19 protein-coding genes are annotated in these 23,293 nt (G+C 65.0%); 4 read left to right on the top strand and 15 right to left on the bottom strand.

Annotated features, from left to right (window positions below; translation table 11 throughout):
• Positions 1 to 24 precede the first annotated feature (24 nt).
• From IFT44_RS08310 to IFT44_RS08325, 4 genes are read right to left on the bottom strand one after another with little or no spacing between them, the layout of a single operon-like run.
• Positions 25 to 1,224, bottom strand: coding sequence for a CaiB/BaiF CoA transferase family protein (locus tag IFT44_RS08310; RefSeq protein WP_192136519.1), 1,200 nt, complete (start codon positions 1,222 to 1,224; stop codon positions 25 to 27).
• 15 nt (positions 1,225 to 1,239) lie between these two features.
• Entirely contained in the window at positions 1,240 to 2,589 is a 1,350-nt protein-coding gene (locus IFT44_RS08315; RefSeq protein ID WP_192136520.1) for an MmgE/PrpD family protein, read from the bottom strand.
• Between the two features lie 10 nt (positions 2,590 to 2,599).
• A complete protein-coding gene (locus IFT44_RS08320) occupies positions 2,600 to 3,763 on the bottom strand; it encodes an acyl-CoA dehydrogenase family protein (RefSeq protein WP_192057468.1) in 1,164 nt (387 codons plus the stop codon).
• Between the two features lie 34 nt (positions 3,764 to 3,797).
• Entirely contained in the window at positions 3,798 to 4,664 is an 867-nt protein-coding gene (locus IFT44_RS08325) for a transposase (RefSeq protein WP_192103742.1), read from the bottom strand.
• Positions 4,665 to 4,783: 119 nt separating this feature from the next.
• Here IFT44_RS08325 and IFT44_RS08330 point away from each other — a divergent pair, with 119 nt between their 5' ends.
• The 3 genes from IFT44_RS08330 to IFT44_RS08340 all read left to right on the top strand — a co-directional run bounded on the left by IFT44_RS08330 (position 4,784) and on the right by IFT44_RS08340 (position 9,954).
• Positions 4,784 to 5,680 carry a LysR family transcriptional regulator gene (locus IFT44_RS08330; protein ID WP_192175730.1) on the top strand — a complete coding sequence of 299 codons (897 nt, stop codon included), beginning with the start codon at positions 4,784 to 4,786 and terminating at the stop codon, positions 5,678 to 5,680.
• A 116-nt stretch (positions 5,681 to 5,796) separates the two neighbouring features.
• Entirely contained in the window at positions 5,797 to 7,152 is a 1,356-nt protein-coding gene (nhaA, locus tag IFT44_RS08335; RefSeq protein WP_192175731.1) for a Na+/H+ antiporter NhaA, read from the top strand.
• 231 nt (positions 7,153 to 7,383) lie between these two features.
• Positions 7,384 to 9,954, top strand: a complete 2,571-nt coding sequence (locus IFT44_RS08340) for a bifunctional diguanylate cyclase/phosphodiesterase (RefSeq protein ID WP_192175732.1) — start codon at positions 7,384 to 7,386, stop codon at positions 9,952 to 9,954.
• A gap of 515 nt (positions 9,955 to 10,469) precedes the next feature.
• Here the strand turns inward: IFT44_RS08340 and IFT44_RS08345 are convergent.
• The 3 genes from IFT44_RS08345 to IFT44_RS08355 are packed head-to-tail and all read right to left on the bottom strand — an operon-like array spanning position 10,470 to position 13,869.
• Entirely contained in the window at positions 10,470 to 11,591 is a 1,122-nt protein-coding gene (locus tag IFT44_RS08345) for a beta-glucosidase (protein ID WP_244652111.1), read from the bottom strand.
• Entirely contained in the window at positions 11,588 to 12,796 is a 1,209-nt protein-coding gene (gene glf, locus IFT44_RS08350; RefSeq protein WP_192175733.1) for a UDP-galactopyranose mutase, read from the bottom strand. Before glf ends, IFT44_RS08345 begins: the two co-directional genes overlap by 4 nt.
• Positions 12,784 to 13,869 (bottom strand): glycosyltransferase family 1 protein, encoded by a 1,086-nt coding sequence (locus IFT44_RS08355; RefSeq protein ID WP_244652133.1) that lies wholly within the window; start codon positions 13,867 to 13,869, stop codon positions 12,784 to 12,786. The genes glf and IFT44_RS08355 overlap by 13 nt, the downstream gene beginning before the upstream one ends.
• 408 nt (positions 13,870 to 14,277) lie before the next feature.
• Between IFT44_RS08355 and galE the strand changes: the two genes are divergently transcribed.
• Positions 14,278 to 15,366 carry a UDP-glucose 4-epimerase GalE gene (galE, locus tag IFT44_RS08360; RefSeq protein ID WP_192175735.1) on the top strand — a complete coding sequence of 363 codons (1,089 nt, stop codon included), beginning with the start codon at positions 14,278 to 14,280 and terminating at the stop codon, positions 15,364 to 15,366.
• A gap of 742 nt (positions 15,367 to 16,108) precedes the next feature.
• On the opposite strand, the gene IFT44_RS08365 is transcribed toward galE, so the two are convergent.
• From IFT44_RS08365 to IFT44_RS08400, 8 genes are all read right to left on the bottom strand, one after another.
• Positions 16,109 to 17,389 carry a TRAP transporter large permease gene (locus IFT44_RS08365; protein WP_122478995.1) on the bottom strand — a complete coding sequence of 427 codons (1,281 nt, stop codon included), beginning with the start codon at positions 17,387 to 17,389 and terminating at the stop codon, positions 16,109 to 16,111.
• Positions 17,390 to 17,917, bottom strand: coding sequence for a TRAP transporter small permease (locus tag IFT44_RS08370; RefSeq protein WP_192054047.1), 528 nt, complete (start codon positions 17,915 to 17,917; stop codon positions 17,390 to 17,392).
• 64 nt (positions 17,918 to 17,981) lie between these two features.
• The gene (locus tag IFT44_RS08375) at positions 17,982 to 18,965 is read right to left on the bottom strand and encodes a TRAP transporter substrate-binding protein (protein WP_192175736.1); all 984 of its coding nucleotides are present in this window, start codon (positions 18,963 to 18,965) and stop codon (positions 17,982 to 17,984) included.
• 42 nt (positions 18,966 to 19,007) lie between these two features.
• Positions 19,008 to 19,859: an NAD-dependent epimerase/dehydratase family protein gene (locus IFT44_RS08380; protein ID WP_192057461.1), complete on the bottom strand. Its 852-nt coding sequence runs from the start codon at positions 19,857 to 19,859 to the stop codon at positions 19,008 to 19,010.
• Positions 19,860 to 20,004: 145 nt separating this feature from the next.
• Positions 20,005 to 20,772, bottom strand: coding sequence for a phosphonate ABC transporter, permease protein PhnE (phnE, locus tag IFT44_RS08385; protein WP_192057460.1), 768 nt, complete (start codon positions 20,770 to 20,772; stop codon positions 20,005 to 20,007).
• Positions 20,769 to 21,596 carry a PhnE/PtxC family ABC transporter permease gene (locus IFT44_RS08390; protein WP_122478987.1) on the bottom strand — a complete coding sequence of 276 codons (828 nt, stop codon included), beginning with the start codon at positions 21,594 to 21,596 and terminating at the stop codon, positions 20,769 to 20,771. Before IFT44_RS08390 ends, phnE begins: the two co-directional genes overlap by 4 nt.
• Positions 21,590 to 22,387, bottom strand: coding sequence for a phosphonate ABC transporter ATP-binding protein (locus IFT44_RS08395; RefSeq protein WP_185793779.1), 798 nt, complete (start codon positions 22,385 to 22,387; stop codon positions 21,590 to 21,592). Before IFT44_RS08395 ends, IFT44_RS08390 begins: the two co-directional genes overlap by 7 nt.
• A complete protein-coding gene (locus IFT44_RS08400; RefSeq protein WP_192175737.1) occupies positions 22,384 to 23,235 on the bottom strand; it encodes a putative selenate ABC transporter substrate-binding protein in 852 nt (283 codons plus the stop codon). Before IFT44_RS08400 ends, IFT44_RS08395 begins: the two co-directional genes overlap by 4 nt.
• Positions 23,236 to 23,293: the final 58 nt, after the last annotated feature.

Consider the following 23,293-nt stretch of genomic DNA (forward strand, 5'->3'; position numbering starts at 1 on the left):
ATACCGAAGGTGCCGGTTGGTGCGTCAGATCACGCCGCTGGCGCTCATCTGCGCCCGTTGATCGGCGGAGTAGCCCAGTTCCTCGAGAATTCCCGCCGTGTGCTGTCCCAGCGCGGGCACCGCGTCCATGCGCGGGACGAACGCGGTGTTGCTGGCCGGCGGCAACAAAGCGGGAAGCCTGCCGGAGGGGCTGTCCACCTCACGCCAGCGCTCGCGTGCGGCGAGTTGCGGATGCCGCCAGACGCCGGCCATGTCGTTGACCTGGGCATTGGCGATCTGTGCGGTTTCCAGACGGGCCAGCACCTGTTCGACCGACAGCTGCGCAAAACTGTCGACGATGATCTGCCGCAGTTCATCGCGGTTGCGCGAGCGTTCGAAGTTGCTGGAAAAGCGCGCGTCGTCGGCCAGCGACGCATCCAGCAGCACCTTGTCGCAGAACAGCGCCCATTCACGCTCGTTCTGCAGGCCGAGCATGATGGTCCCGCCGTGCCCGGTCGGGAACGGTCCGTACGGATAGATCGTGGAATGCGCCGCACCGGCGCGGGCGGGCGGTGGCGCACCCTTGTAGGCGTAATACAGCGGATAGCCCATCCACTCCACCAGGCTTTCGAGCATCGACACGTCGATCCGGCTGCCCACCCCAGTCTTGTCGCGCAGCATCAACGCCGAGAGCACCCCGGTGTAGGCGTACATGCCGGCGGCGATGTCGGCGATCGAGCAGCCGGCCTTGGCCCGCTCGTCTTCGCCGGGGCCGCCGGTCACCGAGAGAAAGCCGCCCTCGCTCTGGATCAACAGGTCGTAGGCTTTTTTCTTCTCATAGGGGCCGCCTTCGCCGTAGCCGGAAATGTCGCAGACGATCAGTCGCGGATAACGCGCGTGCAACGCCTCGAACGACAGGCCCATCCGCGCTGCAGCGCCGGGTGCCAGGTTCTGCACCAGCACGTCGGCCTTGGCCAGCAGGCCGTGCAGGACCGCGTCGGCGGCTTGCTGCTTGAGGTCCAGGGTCAGGCTTTCCTTGGAACGGTTGGTCCAGACGAAATGCGACGCCAGGCCGTCGACACGCTGGTCGTAGCCACGGGCGAAGTCACCGCTGCCGGGGCGTTCGATTTTCACCACGCGCGCACCGAGGTCGGCCAGTTGGCGGGTGCAGAACGGCGCGGCGATGGCGTGTTCCAGGCTGACGACGGTGATACCGTCCAGCGGACGCGGGTTGAGCTCGGTCATGGGGTCACCTGTGGGTCAGAACAAATCGTTCAGGGTCGATGCGTCGCGCAGGTGCCAGATCTTGTCGATCAGCACGCGCGCCTGGCTCGCCGTACGTGCACCGGAAAAGGCCAGCAGACGCAGGAACTTGTCTTCCAGTTCTGCGCGCGAAAGGGTATTGCCAGGGTCGCCCTTGGGCTCGTCGATCGCGGCGCTCAAGGTGCGGCCATCGGTGGTGGTGACGACGACCCGTCCCAGCCAGCGCGCGGGGTAGGCGGCGTCGACCTCGCGGTCCAGCTCCATGCTGACCTTCTCTCGGAAGCCGTCGACAGCAGGGTCGGTCAGCGCCAGATCGCGGAACTCGATCAATTGCGCACTGCCGTGTACGGCAATCAGACCCAATACCGCGCCCATGGAAAACTTGGCCTGGTGCACCGTGCTGGGCTTGACCACCCGCCCGAGCACATCGATGGCACCCTGATGGACGCGCGTGACGACCTTGGCGATCTGTTCGTGCTGCAGGCCCTCGCGTTGCATCAAGTGCAGCAAGGCGTCGGCGGCAGGGTGGGTGTGGCGGCACGATGCGTGGAACTTGAACGAGGTTTCCGCCAGCGCCCAGCGGCTGCCGAGCCGATCGTCCAGGCGGGTGGCGTCGGCGTCGCTGGACATACCGGCCGCCAGGCCTTGCTCGCCTTCGAGGATGTTGCGCGCACCGCTCAAACCGTCTTCGGTCATGTACGCCGCCAGCAAGCCATCGGCAGCAGCCTTGGCGGCGTGCAACTGCTTGGAATCGGCCGCATCGCGCAGGAATTCCCAGAGCCCGGCGGCCTGGGTGCCGGCAGTGCCCAACAGGTTGATGAACTGTTCGCGGTCGAACCCCAGCAGCTTGCCCACGGCCACGGCGGCAGCCAGGGTGCCAACCGTGGCTGTGGTGTGGAAGATCCGATAGTGGGAGCGGCCCATGAACTCGCCGATGCGGATGCCGGCCTCGTAACCGGCCACGGCCGCCAGCAGCAGCTCGCGCCCCGACTTGCCGCGATCCTGAGCCGCAGCCAGGACGGCGGAAAACACCACCGTGGCCGGGTGCAGTACCGAGCTGTTGTGCAGATCGTCCTGCTCGACCAGGTGCGACGCGGCACCGTTCACCAGCGCGGCGAAGTAGGCCGATGTGCCTTGGCCGCTGCCCAGCATCCTGGCGGGGCCGTCGCCGGGCCCCATGCGCCGTGCATAGCGCTCGAACAGGGGAATGGGATGGGCACCCTGGCTGGCCAGCGCCGAGCCCATCCAGTCCAGGAACAGGTCTTCGCAACGGGCGAGGACGGGCTCGGGAATGTGCTCGTAGTGCAGGTCGGCGAGGAAGGTGGCCAAACGGTGCGTGGCGTTCATCGACAGCTCCTCAGAAACTGCGTGGCAATTCGAGCAGATGCTCGGCCACGTAGGACAGGATCAAATTGGTGGAGATCGGCGCGACCTGGTACAGGCGGGTTTCGCGGAACTTGCGCTCGACGTCGTATTCGCAGGCGAAACCGAAGCCGCCGTGGGTCTGCAGGCAGGCATTGGCGGCCTCCCACGAAGCCTTGGCCGCCAGGTACTTGGCCATGTTGGCGCTGGCGCCGGCGTTCTGCCCGCTGTCATATTCGGCACAGGCGCGCCAGCGCATCAGGTCGGCTGCTTCGATCTCGATGTGCGCTTCGGCAATCGGGAACTGCACGCCCTGGTTCTGTCCGATCGGCCGGCCGAAGACCACTCGATCGCGGGCGTAGGCACTGGCCTTTTCGATGAACCAGCGACCATCGCCGATGCATTCGGCAGCGATCAGCGTCCGCTCGGCATTGAGGCCGTCGAGGATATAGCGAAACCCCTTGCCTTCTTCGCCGATGAGGCTGTCGGCGGGCAGTTCGAGGTTGTCGAAGAACAACTCGTTGGTCTCGTGGTTGACCATGTTGGCGATCGGCTGCACGGTCAGCCCCTTGCCGATCGCTTCACGCAGATCGACCAGGAAGATCGACATGCCTTCGGATTTCTTCGTCACCTGGGCCAGCGGTGTAGTACGCGCCAGCAGAATCATCAGATCCGAATGCTGCACTCGGGATATCCACACCTTCTGCCCATTGATGACGTACTTGTCGCCCTGGCGCACGGCGGTGGTCTTGATCTTGGTGGTGTCGGTGCCGGTGGTCGGCTCGGTTACCGCCATCGATTGCAGGCGCAATTCGCCACTGGCCAGCTTGGGCAGGTAGTGGCGCTTCTGCGCCTCGCTGCCGTGGCGCAGCAAGGTGAACATGTTGTACATCTGCCCATGCACCGTGCCCGAGTTACCACCGCAGGCGTTGACCTCTTCGAGGATCACCGAGGCCTCGGCCAGGCCCAGGCCCGAGCCGCCGTATTCGCTGGGAATCATCGCCGAGAGCCAGCCGGCATCGGTGAGGGCCTTTACGAAGGTTTCGGGAAAACCCTTCTCCTCATCGATCTTGCGCCAGTAGGCAGCGTCGAATTCTGCGCACAGGGCACGAACGCCCTCGCGGATGGCATTGAGGTCTTCTTCATCGTAGACGGACATGGCACGGTTCTCGGAGTCGATGATGGGTTCGCGGTCAGTGGCCGGACTGGGGCGGGGAGCTGGAGTCGAAGGTGACATCGGCGCTTTGCGCGACGCCCGCCTCGTTGCCGGCCCACAGCCGCGCCTTGCCCTGTTCGAGCAGGCAGCCACTGAGCTGGAACGCAGTGGGCACGGTCAAAGGGCGTACGCCGCGGTAGGCGAAGTGGCGCACAGGCTTTCGAGGGTTGGCGCGGATGAAGCTGCGCAGCAGCAAGGTGGCGATCAGCGGCCCGTGCACCACCAGGCCAGCGTAGCCCTCGACGTCAGTCACGTAGGGGTGGTCGTAGTGGATGCGATGGCCGTTGAAAGTGACGGCCGAGTAGCGGAACAGCAGGGTCGGGGTCGGCTTTACCGTTTCACTCCACTGCGCAGCGACCGGTGCAGGGTCACTGGACAGCTTGGGAGGGTTCGGCTCCCGGTAGACGATGTCCTGCTCTTCGCGCAGGCACAGGCGGCCGCCCTGGGTGTAGTCGTGGCGCACCGTGACGAACAGCAGCGCGCCGGTGTGGCCGTGCTTTTCCTCGATACGCAGGATAGTGGACAGGCGCTCGGCAGCGCTGCCAACCGTCAGTGGCGCGATGAACTCCAAACGGCCACCGGCCCACATGCGGTTGCGATTGTCGGCGGCGGGCAGAAAGCCGCCGCGCAACGGGTGGCCATCGGTGCCCAACTGGTCTTCGGTGACCGGCGCCTGGAAAAAGCACCACTGCCACAGGGGCGGCAGCGGCTCGCCGTCTTTTGGCGCAGGTTCGCCGAAGGTCGCGGCGATGCGCTCGGCGATGTTCTGGCTGAGCACATCGTGCGCCTGCTCGGTGCGGCCCATCCAGGCGCTGTAGTCGATGGCTGAATCTGATGCGCTCATGGGTGGCCTCTGCATTTTTGTTGTGCTGCGATGATGCGAGGGCCGCGGCATTCTGTGAATTTGCATTTGCGTAAGGCGGCGTTCATATTTGCCGAACGCCTGAAGGTAGGATCCCCACCATGCACTTCGACCTGGCCGACCTGCGCCTTTTCATCCATATCGGCGAATCACCCAGCCTGACCCAGGGCGCGCGCCGGGCGTTCCTCTCGCCGGCTGCGGCCAGTGCCCGGATCAAGGCACTGGAGCAGCAACTCGATACGCGCCTGCTGTACCGTGACAGCCGCGGCGTAGAGCTGACGCCGGCAGGGCAGAAGCTGCTCGTGCATGCCCGGCTGATCATGCGTCAGGTCGACTACCTCAAGGCCGACTTCACCCACTTGGGCGCCGACTCGGCCGGGCACATCCGTATCTTCGCCAACACCACGGCGGTGACCGAGTTCCTGCCCGAAGTGCTGGCCGGTTTTCTCGCCCGGCGCCCCGGGGTAAGCGTAGATCTGCAGGAGCGCCTGTCGCGCGACATCGTTCGCGGCGTGCTCGACGGCAGCACCGACATGGGTATCATCGCCGGCCCGGTCGAAGCGGCGGGGCTGCAGGTGATGCATTTCAGCACCGACCGCCTGGTGCTCACCGTGCCCGTGGGGCACGTGCTGGCACAGTGCAAGCGCATCAGCCTGAAACAGACCCTGGCGTTTCAACACATTGCCCTGCACGAAGGCAGCACCTTGCTCAGCTTTCTGCGCGAGCACGTCGAGCGAATCGGCCAGGGGCTGTCGCTGCGCATTCAGGTGTCGAGCTTCGAAGCGATCTGCCGGATGGTCGAGGCCGGGGTCGGCATCGGTATCATTCCAGAGTCGGCGGCCCTGCGGCACAGCCGTACCATGCGCCTGGTGACCATCGAACTGGACGAGCCCTGGGCGATACGCGAGCGCAGCATTCTGGTACGCGAGCTCGAGGCGTTGCCCGGCACGGTTCGCGCGCTGATCGCCACTTTGATGCCGACACCGGTGCCGGATTGAGATGATGCGTTGCAACTTGGCCCCAGGCTTTCTATCATCGCCGCGGGTGCACCGCTGCATACGGCAGGGGGCAGGTTAAAGTTCAGCGTTGGTCGGGCCGCCAGCGGAGAGCTACCGTGCCTGCAAAAAGACCGGCGACACCTGCCATCCCCCGTCCTCAACAGCTCACCGAACGCGCCCTGGCGGCGCTCGAACGTTTCTCCCACATCGAGGCCGTCAGCGGCATCGTGTTGCTGCTTGCCGCGATCACCGCACTGGTCTGGGCCAACAGCTCGATAGGGGATTCCTACGAGCACTTCTGGCACACCCAGGTCACCTTGGGCCTCGGCGATTTCAGCGTTTCGCAGTCCCTGCATTTTCTGGTCAACGATGGCCTGATGACCATTTTCTTTCTGGTGGTGGGTGCCGAGATACGCCAGGAAATCAAGGATGGCGCGCTGGCCAACCTGCAGCTGGCAGCCCTGCCGCTGGGTGCGGCACTGGGTGGCGTGCTGATGCCCGCCTTGCTCTACCTTGCCCTCAACCACGGCACTCCGGCCAGTGCCGGCTGGGCAGTGCCGACCGCCACCGACATCGCCTTCGCCGTCGGCGTGCTGGCGCTGCTGGGTAAATCCATTCCCGCCAGCGTGCGGATCCTGCTGCTGGCCCTGGCGATCATCGACGATATCGTGGCCATCCTGATCATCGCCGTGTTCTATACCGCCAGCCTCGATTATCTGGGTCTGCTGGTGGCCGTGGCCGGGCTGCTGCTGGTGCTGCTGTTCCAGCGCATGGGCATCAGCAAGGCGTATGCCTATGTGTTGCCGGGCGCGATCGTCTGGTTCGGCCTGCTCAAGACGGGCGTGCATCCCACCCTGGCCGGGGTGATTCTGGGCTTGATGACGCCGGTCTATTCCAAGCCGATGAGCGAGCGCCCGGTGGATATCATCCGCCGCAACTTCAACGAGCTGATGGAACGCTTCACCCCCGGCACGGACAACCGCGAGGCGGTGGCCGAGCCGCTCAGGCAATTGCGTGATGCGCAGCGTGAAGTGCTGCCGCCGGTGCAGCGGATACAGGTCGGGCTGCACCTGTGGGTGGCGTTCGGCGTCATGCCGCTGTTTGCCCTGGCCAATGCCGGGGTCAGTTTCGCCGGCGCCAACCTCAGTGACGCGGTGTCGCAGCATGTGTTTGGCGGTGTGATGCTGGCCCTGGTGTTGGGCAAGCCGCTGGGCGTGCTGCTGATGAGCTTTCTGCTGGTCAGGCTGAACATCTGCAGGCTGCCCGAGGGTGTGACCTGGAGTGGGGTAGGCTTGGTCGGTCTGCTCGCCGGGATCGGCTTCACCATGTCGATCTTCATCGCGTCGCTGGCGTTCTCCGACCCGACCCTGCTGGCTTCGGCCAAGCTCAGTGTGCTGGCGGCCTCCACGGTGGCGGCGGTGCTGGGGTTGGCCTGGGGCAAGATGACGTTCGGCAAGGCGCGGCCGGTGTGATACCGAAGGCCTGAGCTTGTTCTGGCTCATGTGGGAGCAGGCTCTGCCCGCGAAGAGGCCAGCGTTGACCTTTTCACGGGCAGAGCCCGCTCCCACATGAATCTGCTGCAGCCCACATGAGTCTGCTGTATTCCACATGAGTCTGCTTTGGCAAGAGTCTGCGTGTTCATGGAAGGTCGCGGCTGGCCGATAGCCTTGTATCGGTTCCGCGCATTCTCTTTCAGGCCATCCATGCTCAAGTCCAGTTTCACCTCTCCGGCATCCCCCGCCAGGCCTGCGAGCAGCACCGCCCTGGCGCAGACCTCGTTGGTCACCTTTTGCGCCAGCCTCGCCGTGGTCTTTGCACTGGCAGTCGCTCTGTCCCTGTATTTCGCCCACGGTCTGGATCGCACCGAGCGCGTCCAGGGTCAGTCGATGGTGCAGAAAAGCATCGAGTCCGAGCGCCGGCTTCTGCAACTGACCATCAAGGACTACTCGTTCTGGGGGGAGGCCTATCGGCACCTGCATCTCAAGGTGGACATGGAATGGGCCTATGTGCGGGAAAACTTCGGTCCGGCGTTGTACGACGATTTCGGCTACCAGGCCGCGTTCGTCATAGGGCCGGGCAACCGCTCGGTGTATGCGGTAATCGACGGCAAGTATGAAACCATAGCGGCTGCGGATTGGCTGGGCCGCCCCGTCGATGAGTGGGTCGCCGCCGCACGCGCCCTGGCCGACGACGAAAAGGTCTTCACCGCACTGACCAGCCTGGCCGGTACACCGGCCCTGGTCGTGGCGGCAGCGATCACGCCCAGCACCGACCCTACGGTGCAGACCGACGACCGGCCGCCGTCGGTCATGCTGGTGGTCAATCGTCTCGATCCGCAGCGGCTTCAAGCGCTCGGCGAGAGTATGGGCCTGCGCGGGCTGCGGGTGGCCCGTACCGATGACACCACGGCTGCCCACGCGCTGGTCGCGGCCGAGCACGGCACGACTTTCGACATGCAGTGGGACGCAGCAAGGCCGGGGCGGCAGATGATCATCGTGGTATTGCCCATGATCATCCTGGCGACGCTGATCATCCTCGGCATGACCTGGGTCATGCTGCGGCGCAATACTCGCGCTGCGCGCGCCCTGGACAGCAGCCACCAATTGCTGCGCGACAGCCAGGTGGCGCTGGCGCTCAGCGAGTCGCGCTTTCGCGACGTAGCCGAAGCCAGCTCCGACTGGATCTGGGAAACCGATGGCGATGGTCATGTCACCTACCTGTCCGACCGCTTCGAGACGGTCACTGGCGTGGGCAAGGCGCAATGGCTGGGCATCTCGATCGACGACCTGGTCGAATTGCCCCAGGGCACGCTCCTGGCGTGGCTGCGCGGCAATCCAGGGCAGGGCAACCTGACCACCGAATGCAGCTATATGGACGTGCATCGGCAACGGCGTACGGCGCGGATCGCTGCGCGGACCATCGGCGATCAAGGCTTTCGGGGTACCGCCACCGATGTCACCGAGGAGATCGACGCGCGGCGACGGGTCGAGTACCTGTCGCGCCATGACGTGCTGACCGGCCTGCCCAACCGCAGCCAGTTGCGCGACTACCTGGAAAGCCGTCTGGAAAACGCGCTCGCCGCCCGCCAGCCCCTGGTCATGCTGACCATCGACCTGGATCGGTTCAAGCCGGTCAACGACCTGCTCGGCCATGCTACCGGCGACCGCGTGCTGTACCAGATCGGCGAGCGCATCAGGCAATGCGTGCGCAGCCAGGACATCGTCGCCCGGGTCGGTGGCGACGAATTCGTCATGGTCGTGGCGGGCGCGGTCGGGCATGCGGAGATCGAGGCACTGTGTCGACGGCTGATCGAGCTGATCGAGCAGGTCATCGAGGTCGACGACCAGGACATCCATGTCAGCGCCAGTATCGGCATTGCCGTGTCGCCGGGCGATGCGGCGCACGCCCCTGAACTGCTGCGCTATTCGGACATCGCCTTGTACGAGGCGAAGGCGAGCGGGCGCGGCACCTGGCGTTTCTATGATGGCGACATGAATGAGCGGATCATCGAACGTCGGCGCCTGGAAAGCGACCTGCGCTATGCGATCAAGCATGGCGAGTTATGCCTGCAATACCAGCCGCGCTTCCGCATTGCCGACGGCCAGATGGTCGGGGCCGAGGCGCTGGTGCGCTGGCAGCATCCACAGCGTGGCCTGCTGGCGCCTGATGCATTCATTCCGATCGCCGAAGACACGGGCTTGATCACCGCACTTGGCGACTGGGTGATGAACGCGGCCTGCCGGCAGGCCAGTCAATGGCCCGAAGAGCTGTTCGTGTCGGTCAACGTGTCTTCCAAGGAGTTCCAGGGCGGACAATTGGTGGAGCGGGTCAGGGCCGCCTTGTTGAGGTCGGGCCTGACGGCGGCGAGGCTGGAGCTTGAGGTTACCGAAAGCGTGATGCTCGAAGATGCCGACAATGCGTTGACCCTGATGCGAGCGCTGAAGGGCCTCGGCGTCCGGCTGGCCATGGATGATTTCGGCACCGGCTATTCATCGCTGAGCTACCTGCGCACGTTTCCCTTCGATGGGCTCAAGATCGACCGCAGTTTCGTCGGCCGGCTGGGCGACAGCCAACCCGACCTGGCCATCATCGAGGCGGTGATCGGCCTGGGTCGGGCACTGTCGCTGACGGTGACGGCCGAAGGGGTGGAAACGCTGGAACAGTTGCAGCTGCTGGATTTGGTGGCTTGCGACGAGGGCCAGGGTTATTACCTGAGTCGGCCCCTGGACGGCGCGCGGTTCGAAGAGCTGCTGCTCGCCAGTTGCGCGCGTTGATCGACCAGGCCAACCCTCCAAAGCCCGCGGGTATCGCATGCACCGCCGACGCGGCTTGCGCCGCTGCTACAGGGGCTGCGGGGGTGTGTGTCCGCCGACGCGCCTGCACTCCCCGTAGGAGCGGTCAATGGCCGCGAAGGGGCGCTGTGGATTATCTGACACACCACGACGACGGCTTCGCGGCCATAGACCGCTCCTACGAAGGCCCTGCAGGCACGCCTCCATCCCCTGTAGCAGCGGCGCGAGCCGCGTCCGAATACGCCGCGGTGTGACAGCCGGATAGCATGCACCGCTGACGCGGCTTGCGCCGCTGCTACAGGGCTGCGGGGGTGTATGGGGGCGCCTGCACTCCCCGTAGGAGCGGTCATCGGCCGCGAAGGGGCGCTGTGGATTATCTGGCACACCGTGGCGACGGCTTCGCGGCCACAGACCGCTCCTACGAAGGGCCTGCAGGCACGCCTGTGTCCCCTGTAGCAGCGGCGCGAGCCGCGTCCGGGGGCAACGCGTGGCTGCGGTCACTGACCGGGCCGGTGCAGCTTTTCCAACGCCTGCAACTGCATCAGCAACGGATGATACGGCGCGCGGGTACCTGCACCGTCGGCGTCGCCGAACACGCCTGCGGGACAATAACGGCCATCGTCCCAACCCGGATAGTCCAGGAATGGATACCAGCACAGCCCCTGCACATCGACCCCGCGTTGCAGCGCCACTGCCAGCTGGCTGCCCACGTAGTCCAGCCACGGCCCGCGCGCATCACCCTCGGCGCCGGTTTCGGCCAGCAGAATCGGCCGTCCGTAACGCCGATGGAGCTCAGCCAGCAGCCCGGCCAGCGGACGAAACTCGGGGTGCCCGCGCAAGATCCGTTCGCCATTGTGCCGCCACTGATTCTGCGGGTAGAAGTTGGCCCCAATGATGTCCAGGTAGGCCTCACAGCCGCCCAGCCCCGGCCACTGCCGATCGGCCAGCATGTCCCAGGCCTGGAACTGCGACAGCCGCTGACCCTCGGCGCGCTCCTGGTCCACGGCGCGTGATGAGTCCGGCACGACGTGAATCAGCGGGTCGCACTGAACCAAACGCGCCGCGGGCGCCTGCGCGCGAATGGCCTCGATCGCCTCGATGCTGGCCCGCACCAGCTGATGCTTGAGTTCCAGCCCACGGCCATGCGCGCCGGGGTTGAAATAGCCGACGTCGCCGCCGGCCCAACTCCAGAACGACATCTCGTTGATGGGGGAACAAAAGGGCGCCTCGAAGCCTTCATCAACCATCAACCGTGCCGCGGCCCCGGAGAAGCGCGCAAAGCGTTCGACGAATTCGGGTCGCCAGATATCCAGGCCATCCGGGTAGCCGTAGTGACACAGGTCCCACACCACCTGCAGATTGCACTCGCGTGCGGCGCGCAGCAGGGGCAGGAAACTGCTCCAGTCGTAATACCCTGAACGCTGTTCGATCACATGCCAGCGCAGGCCGTCGCGCGCGGCACCAATGCCACTGGCCAGCAACTGACGATAGTCATGGGCCGCCCAGCGCAGATGGCCGGTGCTGACCTGCACATCCACACGTTCACCATCGCGCCGCCGCTGCGCGGCGCATTCGTAGCCGGCCATGATGAAGGTATTGAACAGGCCAGGCGGGTTCAAGCGCCTTGCTCGTCGAGCGCCGTCGACGCCCCGGCTCCCTCGGTCGGCAAGGCTTGCTGCTCGATCCGTTGATACAGTGCCAGCGCCTGGCCCACGACCTGATCCATGTTGTAGTACTTGTAGGTGCCCAGTCGCCCGAGGAATGTCACCTCCGGCGTGTCGTCCGCCAGCGCTTTGTAGCGTTGATACAGCTGGGCGTTTTCGGCCCGCGGAATCGGGTAGTAGGGGTCGCCTTCGGCGCAGGGGTATTCGTAGGTGATGCTGGTGTGCGGATGTTGCTGACCGGTGAGGTGCTTGTATTCGGTGATGCGCGTGTAGGGCACCGCTTCATCGGGGTAGTTGACTACGGCCACCGCCTGCAACTGTGGTTGCTGGAGGGTCTTGTGTTCGAAGCGCAGCGACCGGTAGGGCAGGCGACCCAGGCGGAACTCGAAGTATTCGTCCACCGGGCCGCAATAGATCAGCTGGGTGTACGCCAACTGCTCGCGCGCCCGGGCGAAATCGGTGTCCAGCAACACGTCGATGCGGGGATGGTCGAGCATGTTCTCGAACATGCGTGTGTAGCCATCGAGCGGCATGGCCTGAAAACTGTCGGTGAAGTAGCGGTCGTCGACGTTGGTGCGCGTGGGGATCCGCGAGGTCACCGACTTGTCCAGCTGCGAAGGGTCCAGGCCCCACTGCTTGCGGGTGTAGCCCTGGAAGAACTTCTGGTAGAGCTGCTCGCCGATCTGATTGATCACCACATCCTCGGAGGTGCGGATGCATTCAACCGGCTGCGCCCGTTCGGCAAGAAAGCGCTCGGCCCCGGCCTCGTCCATCTGCAAGCCGAACAGCGTATTGAGCGTGGTCAGGTTGATCGGGATCGGCACCAGGTGGTCGTCGACCTGGGCCAGCACGCGGTGCTCGTAAGGGCGCCACTGGGTGAAACGCGACAGATAGTCGACGATGCGCTGGGCGTTGGTATGGAAGATGTGCGGCCCGTAGCGGTGGACCATGACGCCCGCTGCATCCAGATGGTCGTAGGCGTTGCCGCCGATATGCTCACGGCGGTCGATCACCAGCACGTTCATGCCAAGCCCTGCGGCCAGGCGCTCGGCAATGACGCTGCCAGCGAAGCCGGCACCCACCACCACGTAGTCATAAGGGCGTCCATCGCCGTGGGCGGACGGACCACGGCAGGCGCTGTCGAGGGTTACCTGAGGCATTCGATCTGCTCCTTCATGGCGTTGCAGGTCTTGTCCCACGACATGCCATCCAATGCGGCATCGGCCTGGACGACCACGCTGTCGCGGGCTTCGGCACCCAGTGCGCGTTCCACCGCAGCGATGAATGCAGCGGGGGTGTCGGCGATGCTTACGACACCGCTGGTGCCGTAGCCGCTGATCACGTCGGCAATCGGCGTCGACACCACCGGGCGCCCGCCAGCGAGGTATTCGGGGGTCTTGGTCGGGCTGATGAAGCGCGTGGAAGCATTGATCGCGAACGGCATGAGGGCAACGTCCCAGCCGGCCAGGTAGTGGGGCAATTGCTCATACTGCTTCGCCCCGAGGTAGTGAATGTTGGCGCGTTGCGGCAAGGTCTGCGGATCGATCTTCACCACCGGGCCGATCAGCACGATCTGCCACTGTGGCCGCTGCCGGGCCAGCTCATCGACCAACTGGATGTCGAAACGCTCGTCGATGACACCGAAGAAGCCCAGCCGCGGGTGGCCGATCGCGGCCTGATCGGCCGGATCGGGCAGCAACGCCCGGGCCTGGGCGAAGTGGGCGATGTCGACACTGCTGGGCATGGCGTGGGCGTTGTCGTGCTGATGGCGCTTGGCTTCCCACAGACTCTGCCCCCCGGTGAACACCACGTCGGCACGCGCCAACAGTTGGCGTTCCCTTTCGATGAGTTCCGGCGGGGCGCCCATGAATGCGGACAACTCGTCCATGCAATCGAAGATAGTCACCTGGCCGTGCAGATGGTCAGTGAACGCCAGGCTCATCGGGGTCAGGTACCAGAGCAGCAGTTCGGCGTCGCGGTGCTGGGCCAGGTAGCCATCGAGCAGGTCGCGCTGCATCGCGATGACCTGGTCGTGAGGGGTGCCCGCCGGCAGCTGCGGCACCAGCACGGTCACGCCGTGTGCTGGATGGCTGGCCAGCAACTGCGGTTGCACATGCTCGGCGAACAGCGGTTCTTCGAAGAACAGCACGTCGTAGCTCTGCGCCAGGCGTGACATGAGGTGCTGGGGTCGCTGGTAGACGAACCCCCAGCGCAAGTGCGACAGGCACAGCATCAGCGGTCGGCCTGTGGGCGTCGCGGTGCGCGCTGGAGTGGACAGTGGGGCAGGGATGAAGCCGGGCGGCGCCACATCGGTCATGGGGGTGTCCTTGGTCAGTGCCTGAATCGGGACTGAAGCCAGTTGAGCTGGGCTTCGACGCCACCCGGATGGATGTTGCAAGGCAGTGCGGCGAGCGAGTGCATGCGCGCGATGCGTTGATACTGATTCAGACGCCGTCGCTGCAGGCGGCGTTCAACTTTGATTTGCCGACCGCCTGGGATATGCCAACCGTCTGGCTGCCGCCTGGAACTCCGCGCCACCGCGCGCGCCCATAGTTTCATAGGCCTGATCCCGTCGTCGTATCACGCAGGTGCTATCCCTTGATCTTGACCGGTGCGCCTGCGGGCGACGGGAGCGACGGCGATGATTCTGGTCACAGGCGGTACGGGCTACATCGGCGCACAGGTGGTGCTGCAACTGCTTGCTCATGGGCAGACGGTGGTGATCTTCGACAACCTCTGCAACAGCTCGCGTGCAAGCCTGGAGCGTATTGCCCGGCTGGGCGGGCGGCGGGCCCGGTTCGTACTCGGCGACGTGCGCAACCGAGCGCAACTGGATGCCCTGTTCGCGGATTTTCCCATCGCTGCGGTGATTCACTGCGCTGGCTTGAAAGCGGTTGGCGAGAGCGTGCGCGAGCCGTTGCGCTATTACGACAGCAATGTCGGCGGCAGCATTGCGCTGTGCCAGGCGATGGCGGCCGCCGGTGTCTTCACGCTGATTTTCAGCTCTTCGGCGACGGTCTATGGCGACTGCGCCACGATGCCCATCGACGAAACCTGCGCCACCGGATTGCCGACCAACCCGTACGGGTTTTCCAAGCTGATGGCGGAGAACGTCATGCTCAGCCTGGCGGCTTCGGATGCGCGCTGGTCGGTCGGGCTGCTGCGTTATTTCAACCCCATCGGCGCCCATGAATCGGGCGAGCTGGGCGAGGCGCCGGCACAGGTGCCGAACAACCTGCTGCCGTATCTGCTGCAGGTGGCCAGTGGGCGGCGCGACGTGCTGCAGGTGTTCGGCAACGACTACGCCACGCCGGACGGCACCGGCGTTCGTGATTACGTGCATGTGATGGACCTCGCCGAAGGGCACTGGCGGGCTTTGCAGGCATTGTTGGGCGGCAGCGGCGTGCGCGTCTGGAATCTGGGAACCGGGCGGGGGTATTCGGTGTTGCAGGTGGTCGATGCTTTCACCCGCACCTGCGGAGTGCCCATCGCCCTGGCCTTCGAGCCCAGGCGCGCAGGCGACGTGGCGCAGTGCTGGGCCAACCCGGGCAAGGCGCGCCGCGAGCTGGGCTGGCAGGCCCGACGCAGCCTGGACGACATGCTGCGCGACGCCTGGCGCTGGGAGCGCCGCCTGGCAGCGGAACACCGGCCCATCGTCTATACAACCGAAACCTCTACCACGATCCCTGTAGCAGCGGCGCAAGCCGCGTCCGGACACGCCGCGGTGTGACAGCCGGACAGCATGCACCGCCGACGCGGCTTGCGCCGCTGCTACAGGGGCTGCGGTGGTGTGGGGGATGTGCGTGACTGCCGCCAGCACCCTGCGTAGGAGCGGTCATCGGCCGCGAAAGGGCACCGCGGATGGTCTGGCACACCGCGGCGACAACTTCGCGGCCACGGACCGCTCCTACGAAGGCCCTTGAGGAACACCTCCGTCCCCCCTGTAGCAGCGGCGCAAGCCGCGTCCAGATACGCCGCTATGTGACAGCCGGATAGCACGCACCGCCGACGCGGCTTGCGCCGCTGCCACAGGGGGCTGCGGTGGTGTGGGGATGTGCGTGACGAGCCCACCGCCGCCAGCACCCTGCGTAGGAGCGGTCATCGGCCGCGAAAGGGCACCGCGGATGGTCTGGCACACCGCGGCGACAACTTCGCGGCCACGGACCGCTCCTACGAAGGCCCTCGAGGAACACCTCCGTCCCCTGTAGCAGCGGCGCAAGCCGCGTCCGGATACGCCGCGGTGTGACAGCCGGATAGCATGCACCGCCGACGCGGCTCGCGCCGCTGCTACAGGGGGCTGCGGTGGTGTAGGGAGATGTGCGTGACCGCCGACGCGGCTTGCGCCGCTGCTACAGGGGCTGCGGTGGTGTGGGGGGATGTGCGTGACCACCGACGCGGCTTGCGCCGCTGCTACAAGGGATTTCAGTGCATCTGTTCGCTGCGGGGTGTTGGACACCCCGCAACACTTGTATTTACAACACCACGCTCGGCAGCCAGAGGGAGATGGCCGGAATGTAGGTGACCAGCATCAGCACCAGGAACAGCGCCAGGTAGAACGGCAGCAGCGCCTTGACCGTGGCTTCGATGGTCACCTTGCCGACCGCCGCACCGACGAACAGCACCGCGCCGACCGGCGGTGTGATCAGGCCTATGCCCAGGTTCACCAGCATGATCATGCCGAAATGCACCGGATCCACACCCACGCTGACGATCACCGGCAACAGGATCGGTGTCAGGATCAGAATCAGCGGCGCCATGTCCATGATCGTGCCCAGCATCAGCAGCATCACGTTGATGCACATCAGGATCACGTAGCGGTTGTCCGACAGCGTCAGGAACGCCGTGGTGATCTTCATCGGGATTTCCATCAGCGTCAGGATGTACCCGAAGCTGGCAGCGAAACCGATCAGAATCATTACGATGGAAATGGTCCGTGCCGCCCGGTGCATCAGCTTGGGCAGGTCGCGCCACTTGTAGTCACGGTAGATGAACATGGTCACGAAGAACGACCACAACACGGCGATGGCTGCCGATTCGGTCGCGGTGAACACGCCCGAGAGAATGCCGCCGAGAATGATCACCAGCGCCATCATTCCCCACAATGCCTCACCGGCGATCTTCAGCGCCTGGCGCATCGGAATGACTTCGCCCTTGGGATAGTTGCGCTTGCGCGCAAAGATCATGCACAAGCCCATCATCACCGCACTGAGCAATAGCCCTGGCATGATCCCGGCCATGAACAGCGAAGCGATCGACACCGAGCCGCCAGCGGCCAGCGAGTACAGCACCGAGTTGTGGCTCGGTGGCGTCAGCAGGGCCTGGACCGAGCCGCTGACGGTTACGGCCGTGGAGAAATCACGCGGATAGCCGGCCCGCTCCATCTCCGGAATCAACACCGAACCCACCGACGCGGTATCGGCGACCGACGAGCCGGAGATGGCCCCGAAAAAGGTCGAAGCGACGATGTTGACCAGCGACAACCCACCGCGCACGAAACCCACCAGCACGCCGGCGAAGGCTACGAGCCGGCGCGACATGCCGCCTTCGGCCATGATCGCACCCGCCAGCACGAAGAACGGAATGGCCAGCAGCGAGAATTTGTTCACCCCACCGGCAATCTGGATCATCAGGGCGTCGGCCGGGATGTCGATCCACCAGGCCCCGATCAACGCCGACAGGCCCAGCGCATAGGCCACCGGCATGCCCACCAGGATCAAGGCGATGAAGCTGCCCAACAGTATGAGAGCATCCATTTACGCGGCACCTTCACTGGCTTCTACGACGTCGAACCGCATCACGGCGCGGTGGCTCTGGTCACCCAGGAACAGCTTCTCGAGGATGAATACCAAAGTCACGATGCCGCCGATCGGGATGGGCAGGTAGGAAATGCCTACCCGCATGGAAGGAATTTCACCCAGGTACTGGTTCCAGGTGTTGGCGCACAGCTTGAAGCCCTTGAAGATCATGAACAGCGCGACCACCGCCATCAGCAACTGAACCGCGAATGCCGCCACTCGGCGAACCTGCGCCGGCATGCGGTCCACCGCCATGGCCACGGCCATGTGCGCGCCGGCGCGGTAGCTGGCGGCGGCGCCGAAGAAGGTGAAGACCACCATCAGCAGGATCGCCACCGGCTCCGGCCAACTGGAACCGCTGCCCAGCGCGTAGCGAGTAAAGATGCCCCATGGAATGATCAGGGTCATGGTCAGGACCGACAAGCCGGCGATCCCGATGCACACCCGGTAAAGCAGGTCGTTGAAACGCAGCACAGTGTTTTTCATGAGGCTCACCCAGCGGCGGGGGAGCGGGCACATGCCCGGTCCCCCGTGGTGTTGACGGACAGACTTACTTGACGGCTTCGATGCGGGTGATCAGCTCTTTGTACGGCGCGCCGTACTTGTCGCGCACTGGCTGGGTCGCATCGTAGAAGGCTTTCTTCTGCTCGGGCGTGAGTGTGATGAACTCCACGCCACCGGCCTTGAGCTTGGCTTCGGCTTCGCTGGATTTCTTGTCCCACAGCACGCGCTCTTCCATTTGTGCTTCGCGAGAGAGCTTTTTCACCAGCGCCTGTTGCTCGGGGTTGAGCTTGTTCCAGGTGATCTTCGACATCACGATCGGCTCGGGGAGGATCAGGTGTTCGGTGAGCGTGTAGAACTTGGCGTTCTGGTAGTGGTTGTGTTCGAGCATGGTCGGCGGGTTGTTCTCGGCGCCGTCGATCACGCCGGTCTGCAGGGCGCTGAAGATCTCGCCGGTGGCCATGGCGATGCCGTTGCCGCCCATCTGGTTGATGGTGTCGATGAACACCGGGTTGCCTTGCACGCGGATCTTCATGCCCTTGAGGTCACTGATCTGCCGTACCGGCTTCTTGGAGTAGAGGTTGCGCGTACCGCCATCCATCCAGCCCAGCGCGACCAGGTTGAATTCGGAGTTGGTGATCTTGTCGAGAATCTCCTGACCGATCTCGCCGTCGATGATGCTGCGCATGTGGGCTTGGTCGCGGAAAATGAACGGCAGGTTGAACACGTTCACGTCCGGTACTACCGGGCCGACGATGCCCAGGCTCACGCGGGTCATCTGCACCGCGTTGCTCTGCACCTGCTCGACCACTTCCTTCTCGGAACCCAGTACACCGCCTGCGAACATCTTGAAGCTGATCTCGCCCTTGCTCTGCTCTTCGAGTTTCTTGCCCATGGCCTGCTCGGCCACCACCGGCGGGTAGCCGGCCGGGTGCACTTCGGCGAACTTGATCTTGATCTCGGCCTGCGCCAGCCCGGACAGGCAGAAGGCGAGCGGGAGAGCGGCTACGAGTAACGTGCGTTTGAAATCCATGGATAACTCCAGCGTTGTTGTTGTTTTAAAGTCGCAAAGGATTCAGTTGTCGCCAAACGGCCCGGCGGCCACGAAGGCGCCGCCCTGATAGACCCTCGCCGGGTCGTCGGCGGCAGGCATCGGCTGAGCTTCGATCTTGTCGCGGAACACTTCCGAGCTGTCCTTGGGTGTGAAGCCCAGGTGCGCGGCAAAACGGTTGTCCCACCACAAGTCACGGTTCGCCGAGGCGCCATACACCACCGTGTGGCCGACGTCCGGGGTGAACAGGCTCAGCTCGATGAGGCGGGTCAGGTCGTCGAAACTGAGCCAGGTGCTCATCATTCGGCGATTGGCCGGCTCGGGAAACGAAGAGCCGATGCGGATGCTGACGGTTTCGATGCCGTAGCGATCGAAGTAGAACGTTGCCAGGTCTTCGCCGTAGGACTTGGACAGGCCGTAATAGCTGTCCGGACGCCGGGGCGAATGGGCGTCGATGGTCTGGTCCTGCTTGTAGAAACCGATCACGTGGTTGGAGCTGGCGAACACCACGCGCTTGACGCCATGCCGGCGTGCGGCTTCGTAGATGTGGAAAACCCCGCAGATATTGGGCCCCAGGATGTCTTCGAACGCGTGCTCCACCGACACCCCGCCAAAATGCACGATGGCGTCCACGCCCTGCACCAGCTCGTGCACTGCCTGCTTGTCGGCGAGATCGCACAACTGGAATTCTTCCTGCGTGTCGGAACGGGTAGCAGAACCAGTATCGGAAGAGGCGGGAAGCGGGACGATATCGGAGAGCCGCAGGGTGCGGGCGAAGGGTTTCAGACTTTCTCGCAGCACCTTCCCCAGACCGCCGGCGGCGCCGGTCAGGAGAAGGCGATCGAAGGGATTCTGGACGGAGTGAGTGCCTGTCATGAGCGAGTCCTTTTATCGTTATTATTTTGTCATCTGTTGTCGTATGACTTATTTCGGATTATCGACAGCTCTCGGCGATCTTGTCAACGCGACCAATGTCGAAATACACCAAGGTCGAATGCCGTTTGCGCTCAGCACGGCCTGGCTACAGGCGAATCCAGCGTTGGCGCATCCAGCCGCTCAAGGCATCCACCGCCAGTACCAGCGCCAGCATGGCCAAGATGAGCGTGCTGGCCCGTGCTTCCTGGAACAGGCTCAGGCTCACGTAAAGCATCTGTCCCAGCCCGCCGGCACCGACGAAACCGAGGATGCTGGCCATGCGAATATTGTTTTCCCAACGGTACAGGGTGTAGGCCAGCAGTTGCGGCCACAGATTGGGCAAGGTGCCGTAACAGAAGGCCAGCCAGGCATTGCCGCCCTGCAGGCGGATGGCGGCGGCGGGTGCGGCAGGGGTGTTTTCCAGGGCCTCGGCAAACAGACGGCCGAGGACCCCGGCGGTGTGCAGCGCCAGGGCCAGGGTGCCGGCATTCGGCCCCAGGCCTGCGGCGAGCACCATCAACACCGCCCAGACCAGTTCGGGAATGGCCCGCAGGGCATTGAGCACCAGTTTCGTCACGCCTTGCGCCAGCCAGCCCAGGCGCCCGGCTGCGGGGATGGCCAGCAGCAGACCGGCGAGCGCCGCCAGCAGCGTGCCCAACGCCGACATCGCCAGGGTTTCCAGCGCGCCATGGCCCACCGCGCGCAGGTGGGTGGCACTGAGGTCAGGCGACATGAAGCGTGCCGCGTAGCTGGTCATGTGCTGCAGGCTGTCGACATTGGTCAGGGTGAACAGGTCCAGGCCCAGATAGACGAAGGAGCCGACCACCGCCAGCACCATCGCCAGCACCAGCAGCAGGTTGCTTAGGCGCCTCATGCGAAGCGTCCCCTGAGCAGGCGGCTGAGCAGGTCCGCGAGCAACACCAGGGCGATGAACGTCAGCAGCATGCTGGCCACCTCGGCCGAGGCGAACATGCGCATCGACAGGTCGATCTGCTGGCCCAGCCCGCCGGCGCCGACGAAGCCCATCACCACCGAGGCGCGCACGGCGCATTCCCAGCGGTACACGGTGTAGGAGGTCAGCTCGGCGGCCGCGGCCGGGAGAATGCCGTAGGCGAACGCAGCCAGCCGGCCGGCGCCGGCGCGCAGCAGCGCCTGGGCCGGGCGCTGGTCGACCGACTCACAGATCTCGGCATACACCTTGCCGAGCATGCCGGCGTAGGTGATGGCGATGGCCAGCACGCCGGCCGTCGGGCCCAGGCCGACGGCGCGGACGAACAGCAGGGCCCAGACGATTTCCGGCACGCTGCGCAGAAAAATCAACACGCCACGCACCGGCCAGCGTACGCAGGTGCCAGCCCATCCGGGTTGGCCGCCGAGGTTGGCAGCCGACAGCGACAGCGCGCGGCTGGCCAGCAGGCCGGCGGGAATGGCCAAGGTCAGCGCCAGGGCCATGCCGGCCGTGGCGATGGCCAGGGTCTGCAAGGTGGCGTCCAGCAGCAGCGTCAGAAACGCGGGGTCATGCGCGGGCGGCCAGAAGTCGGCGAGAAAGGCCCCCATGGACTGGGTGCTGGCAGGGTCGAACAGGACCCATGGATCGAGCTCGGCCAGGCGTATGCCGGGCCACAACAACAGCACCGCCAGGGCGGCAAGCAGAAGGCGCGGCAGCGCGGCAGGGTCGCGTCGGTCCCTGCTCAGCATCGCGGCAGCCAGTGAGCAGGGGTGTCGGCCGGCGTTTGCACGCGGCTCAGGTGTTCGTTCGCGTACAACGCCTCCAGGCGCTGCGCGGTGACCTGCGTGGCCTCCAGGTCGAAAGCGATCTGGCCGTCGCGCACGCCGACGATCCGTGGGAAGCAGGCCAGCGCCAGCTCCACCGTGTGCAGGCTGGCCACCAGCGTGACGTGCTGTTCGCTGGCGTGCTGGCAGAGCATGTCCAGCGTGTGCCTGGCCAGTCGCGGGTCCATCGCCGAGACGGGCTCGTCCGCCAGCAACAGCTCCGGCGCCTGGTACAGGGCGCGGGCGATGCCGACACGCTGCAACTGGCCGCCGGACAATTGCTGGCACTGGGCGAACAGCTTGTCGTCCAGGTCCAGCCGCGCCAGCAGCGCACGGGCACCGTCGATGTCCACCGGGTGCAGCAGGTTGAGCAGGCTCTTGCCCAGCCCCCATTGCCCCAGCTTGCCGGCCAGCACGGCAGTCACCACCCGTTGCCGCGGCGGCAGCGGCGGGGCCTGATGGATCAGCGCGATACGTGCGCGCAGACGCTGGCGCGCGCGACTGCCGAGGCGCCAGGGCTGCATGCCCAGCACCTGCAGCTCACCGGCGCTGGGCGGCAGAGCGGTTGCCAGCACGTTGAGCAGGCTGGACTTGCCGGCGCCCGAAGGGCCGATGATTGCCACGCGCTCGCCGGGCTCGATGCTCAGGTTCACATCGCGCAGGGCCTGCACACCGTTGCGGTGGCGCAGGTCGATGGCCGACAGCCGCAGGGTCATTTCAACAGGTCGGCAGCGCGAGCGGCGTCCTCGATACCCTTGTAGTTCTCAGGCTTGGTGGCGATGAAGCGGCTGGCCGCCTGCAGGTCGAGAATGGCCTTGTCGTCGGGCTTGGCCGGGTCGAGGGCGAGGAAGGCCTGTTTGAGCTTTTCTGCCAGGGCCGGGTCCAGGGTGCCGCGCACGGTCCAGTTGTAGTCGAAGTAGGTCGGCGTGGTGGCGAACACCTTGACCTTGCTGGTATCGACCTTGCCGCTGTTGACCAGCTTGTCCCACACGCTGGCATTGAGCACGCCGGCGTCGACCTTGCCTGCCTGCACCCACGCCGCGGTGGCGTCATGGGCGCCGGAGTAGGCGACCCGGCTGAAGTAGGTTTCCGGCTTGATGTTGTCCTGCAGCATGAAGTAGCGCGGCATCAGGCTGCCGGAGGTCGACGAGATCGAACCGAAGGCGAAGGTCTTGCCCTTGAGGTCGGCCAGCGACTTGACGTTCGGGTCGCTGGTGATGAACTTGCTGGTGAACTGCGCATCCTGCTCGCGCTGTACCAGGGGAATCGCGTTGCCGGTCTTCAGGTTGACCTGAACGAAGGTGAAACCGCCCAGCCAGGCCATGTCCAGGCGATCGGTCGCCAGCGCCTCGACCACGGCAGGGTAGTCGGCCACCGGCACGAACTCGACCTTCATGCCGATCTGCTTTTCAAGGTAGGCACCCAGCGGCTTGAACTTGCGCAGCAGTTCGGTGGGCGCCTCGTCCGGGATGGCCGAAACACGCAAGACATCGGCAGCGAAGCTGGTGACGGCGCTGGCGCAAAGAGCGAGGCCGGCGACCAGTGACAGGGAGCGCTTGAACATGGTGGGTCTCCGAAAGATGACGCAAGCAGCGCGGGCAAGGCCCGGCACGCGTGGATAC

Origin of the sequence: Pseudomonas sp. CFBP 13710 (assembly GCF_014842235.1) — a bacterium.
GTDB lineage: Bacteria > Pseudomonadota > Gammaproteobacteria > Pseudomonadales > Pseudomonadaceae > Aquipseudomonas > Aquipseudomonas baltica.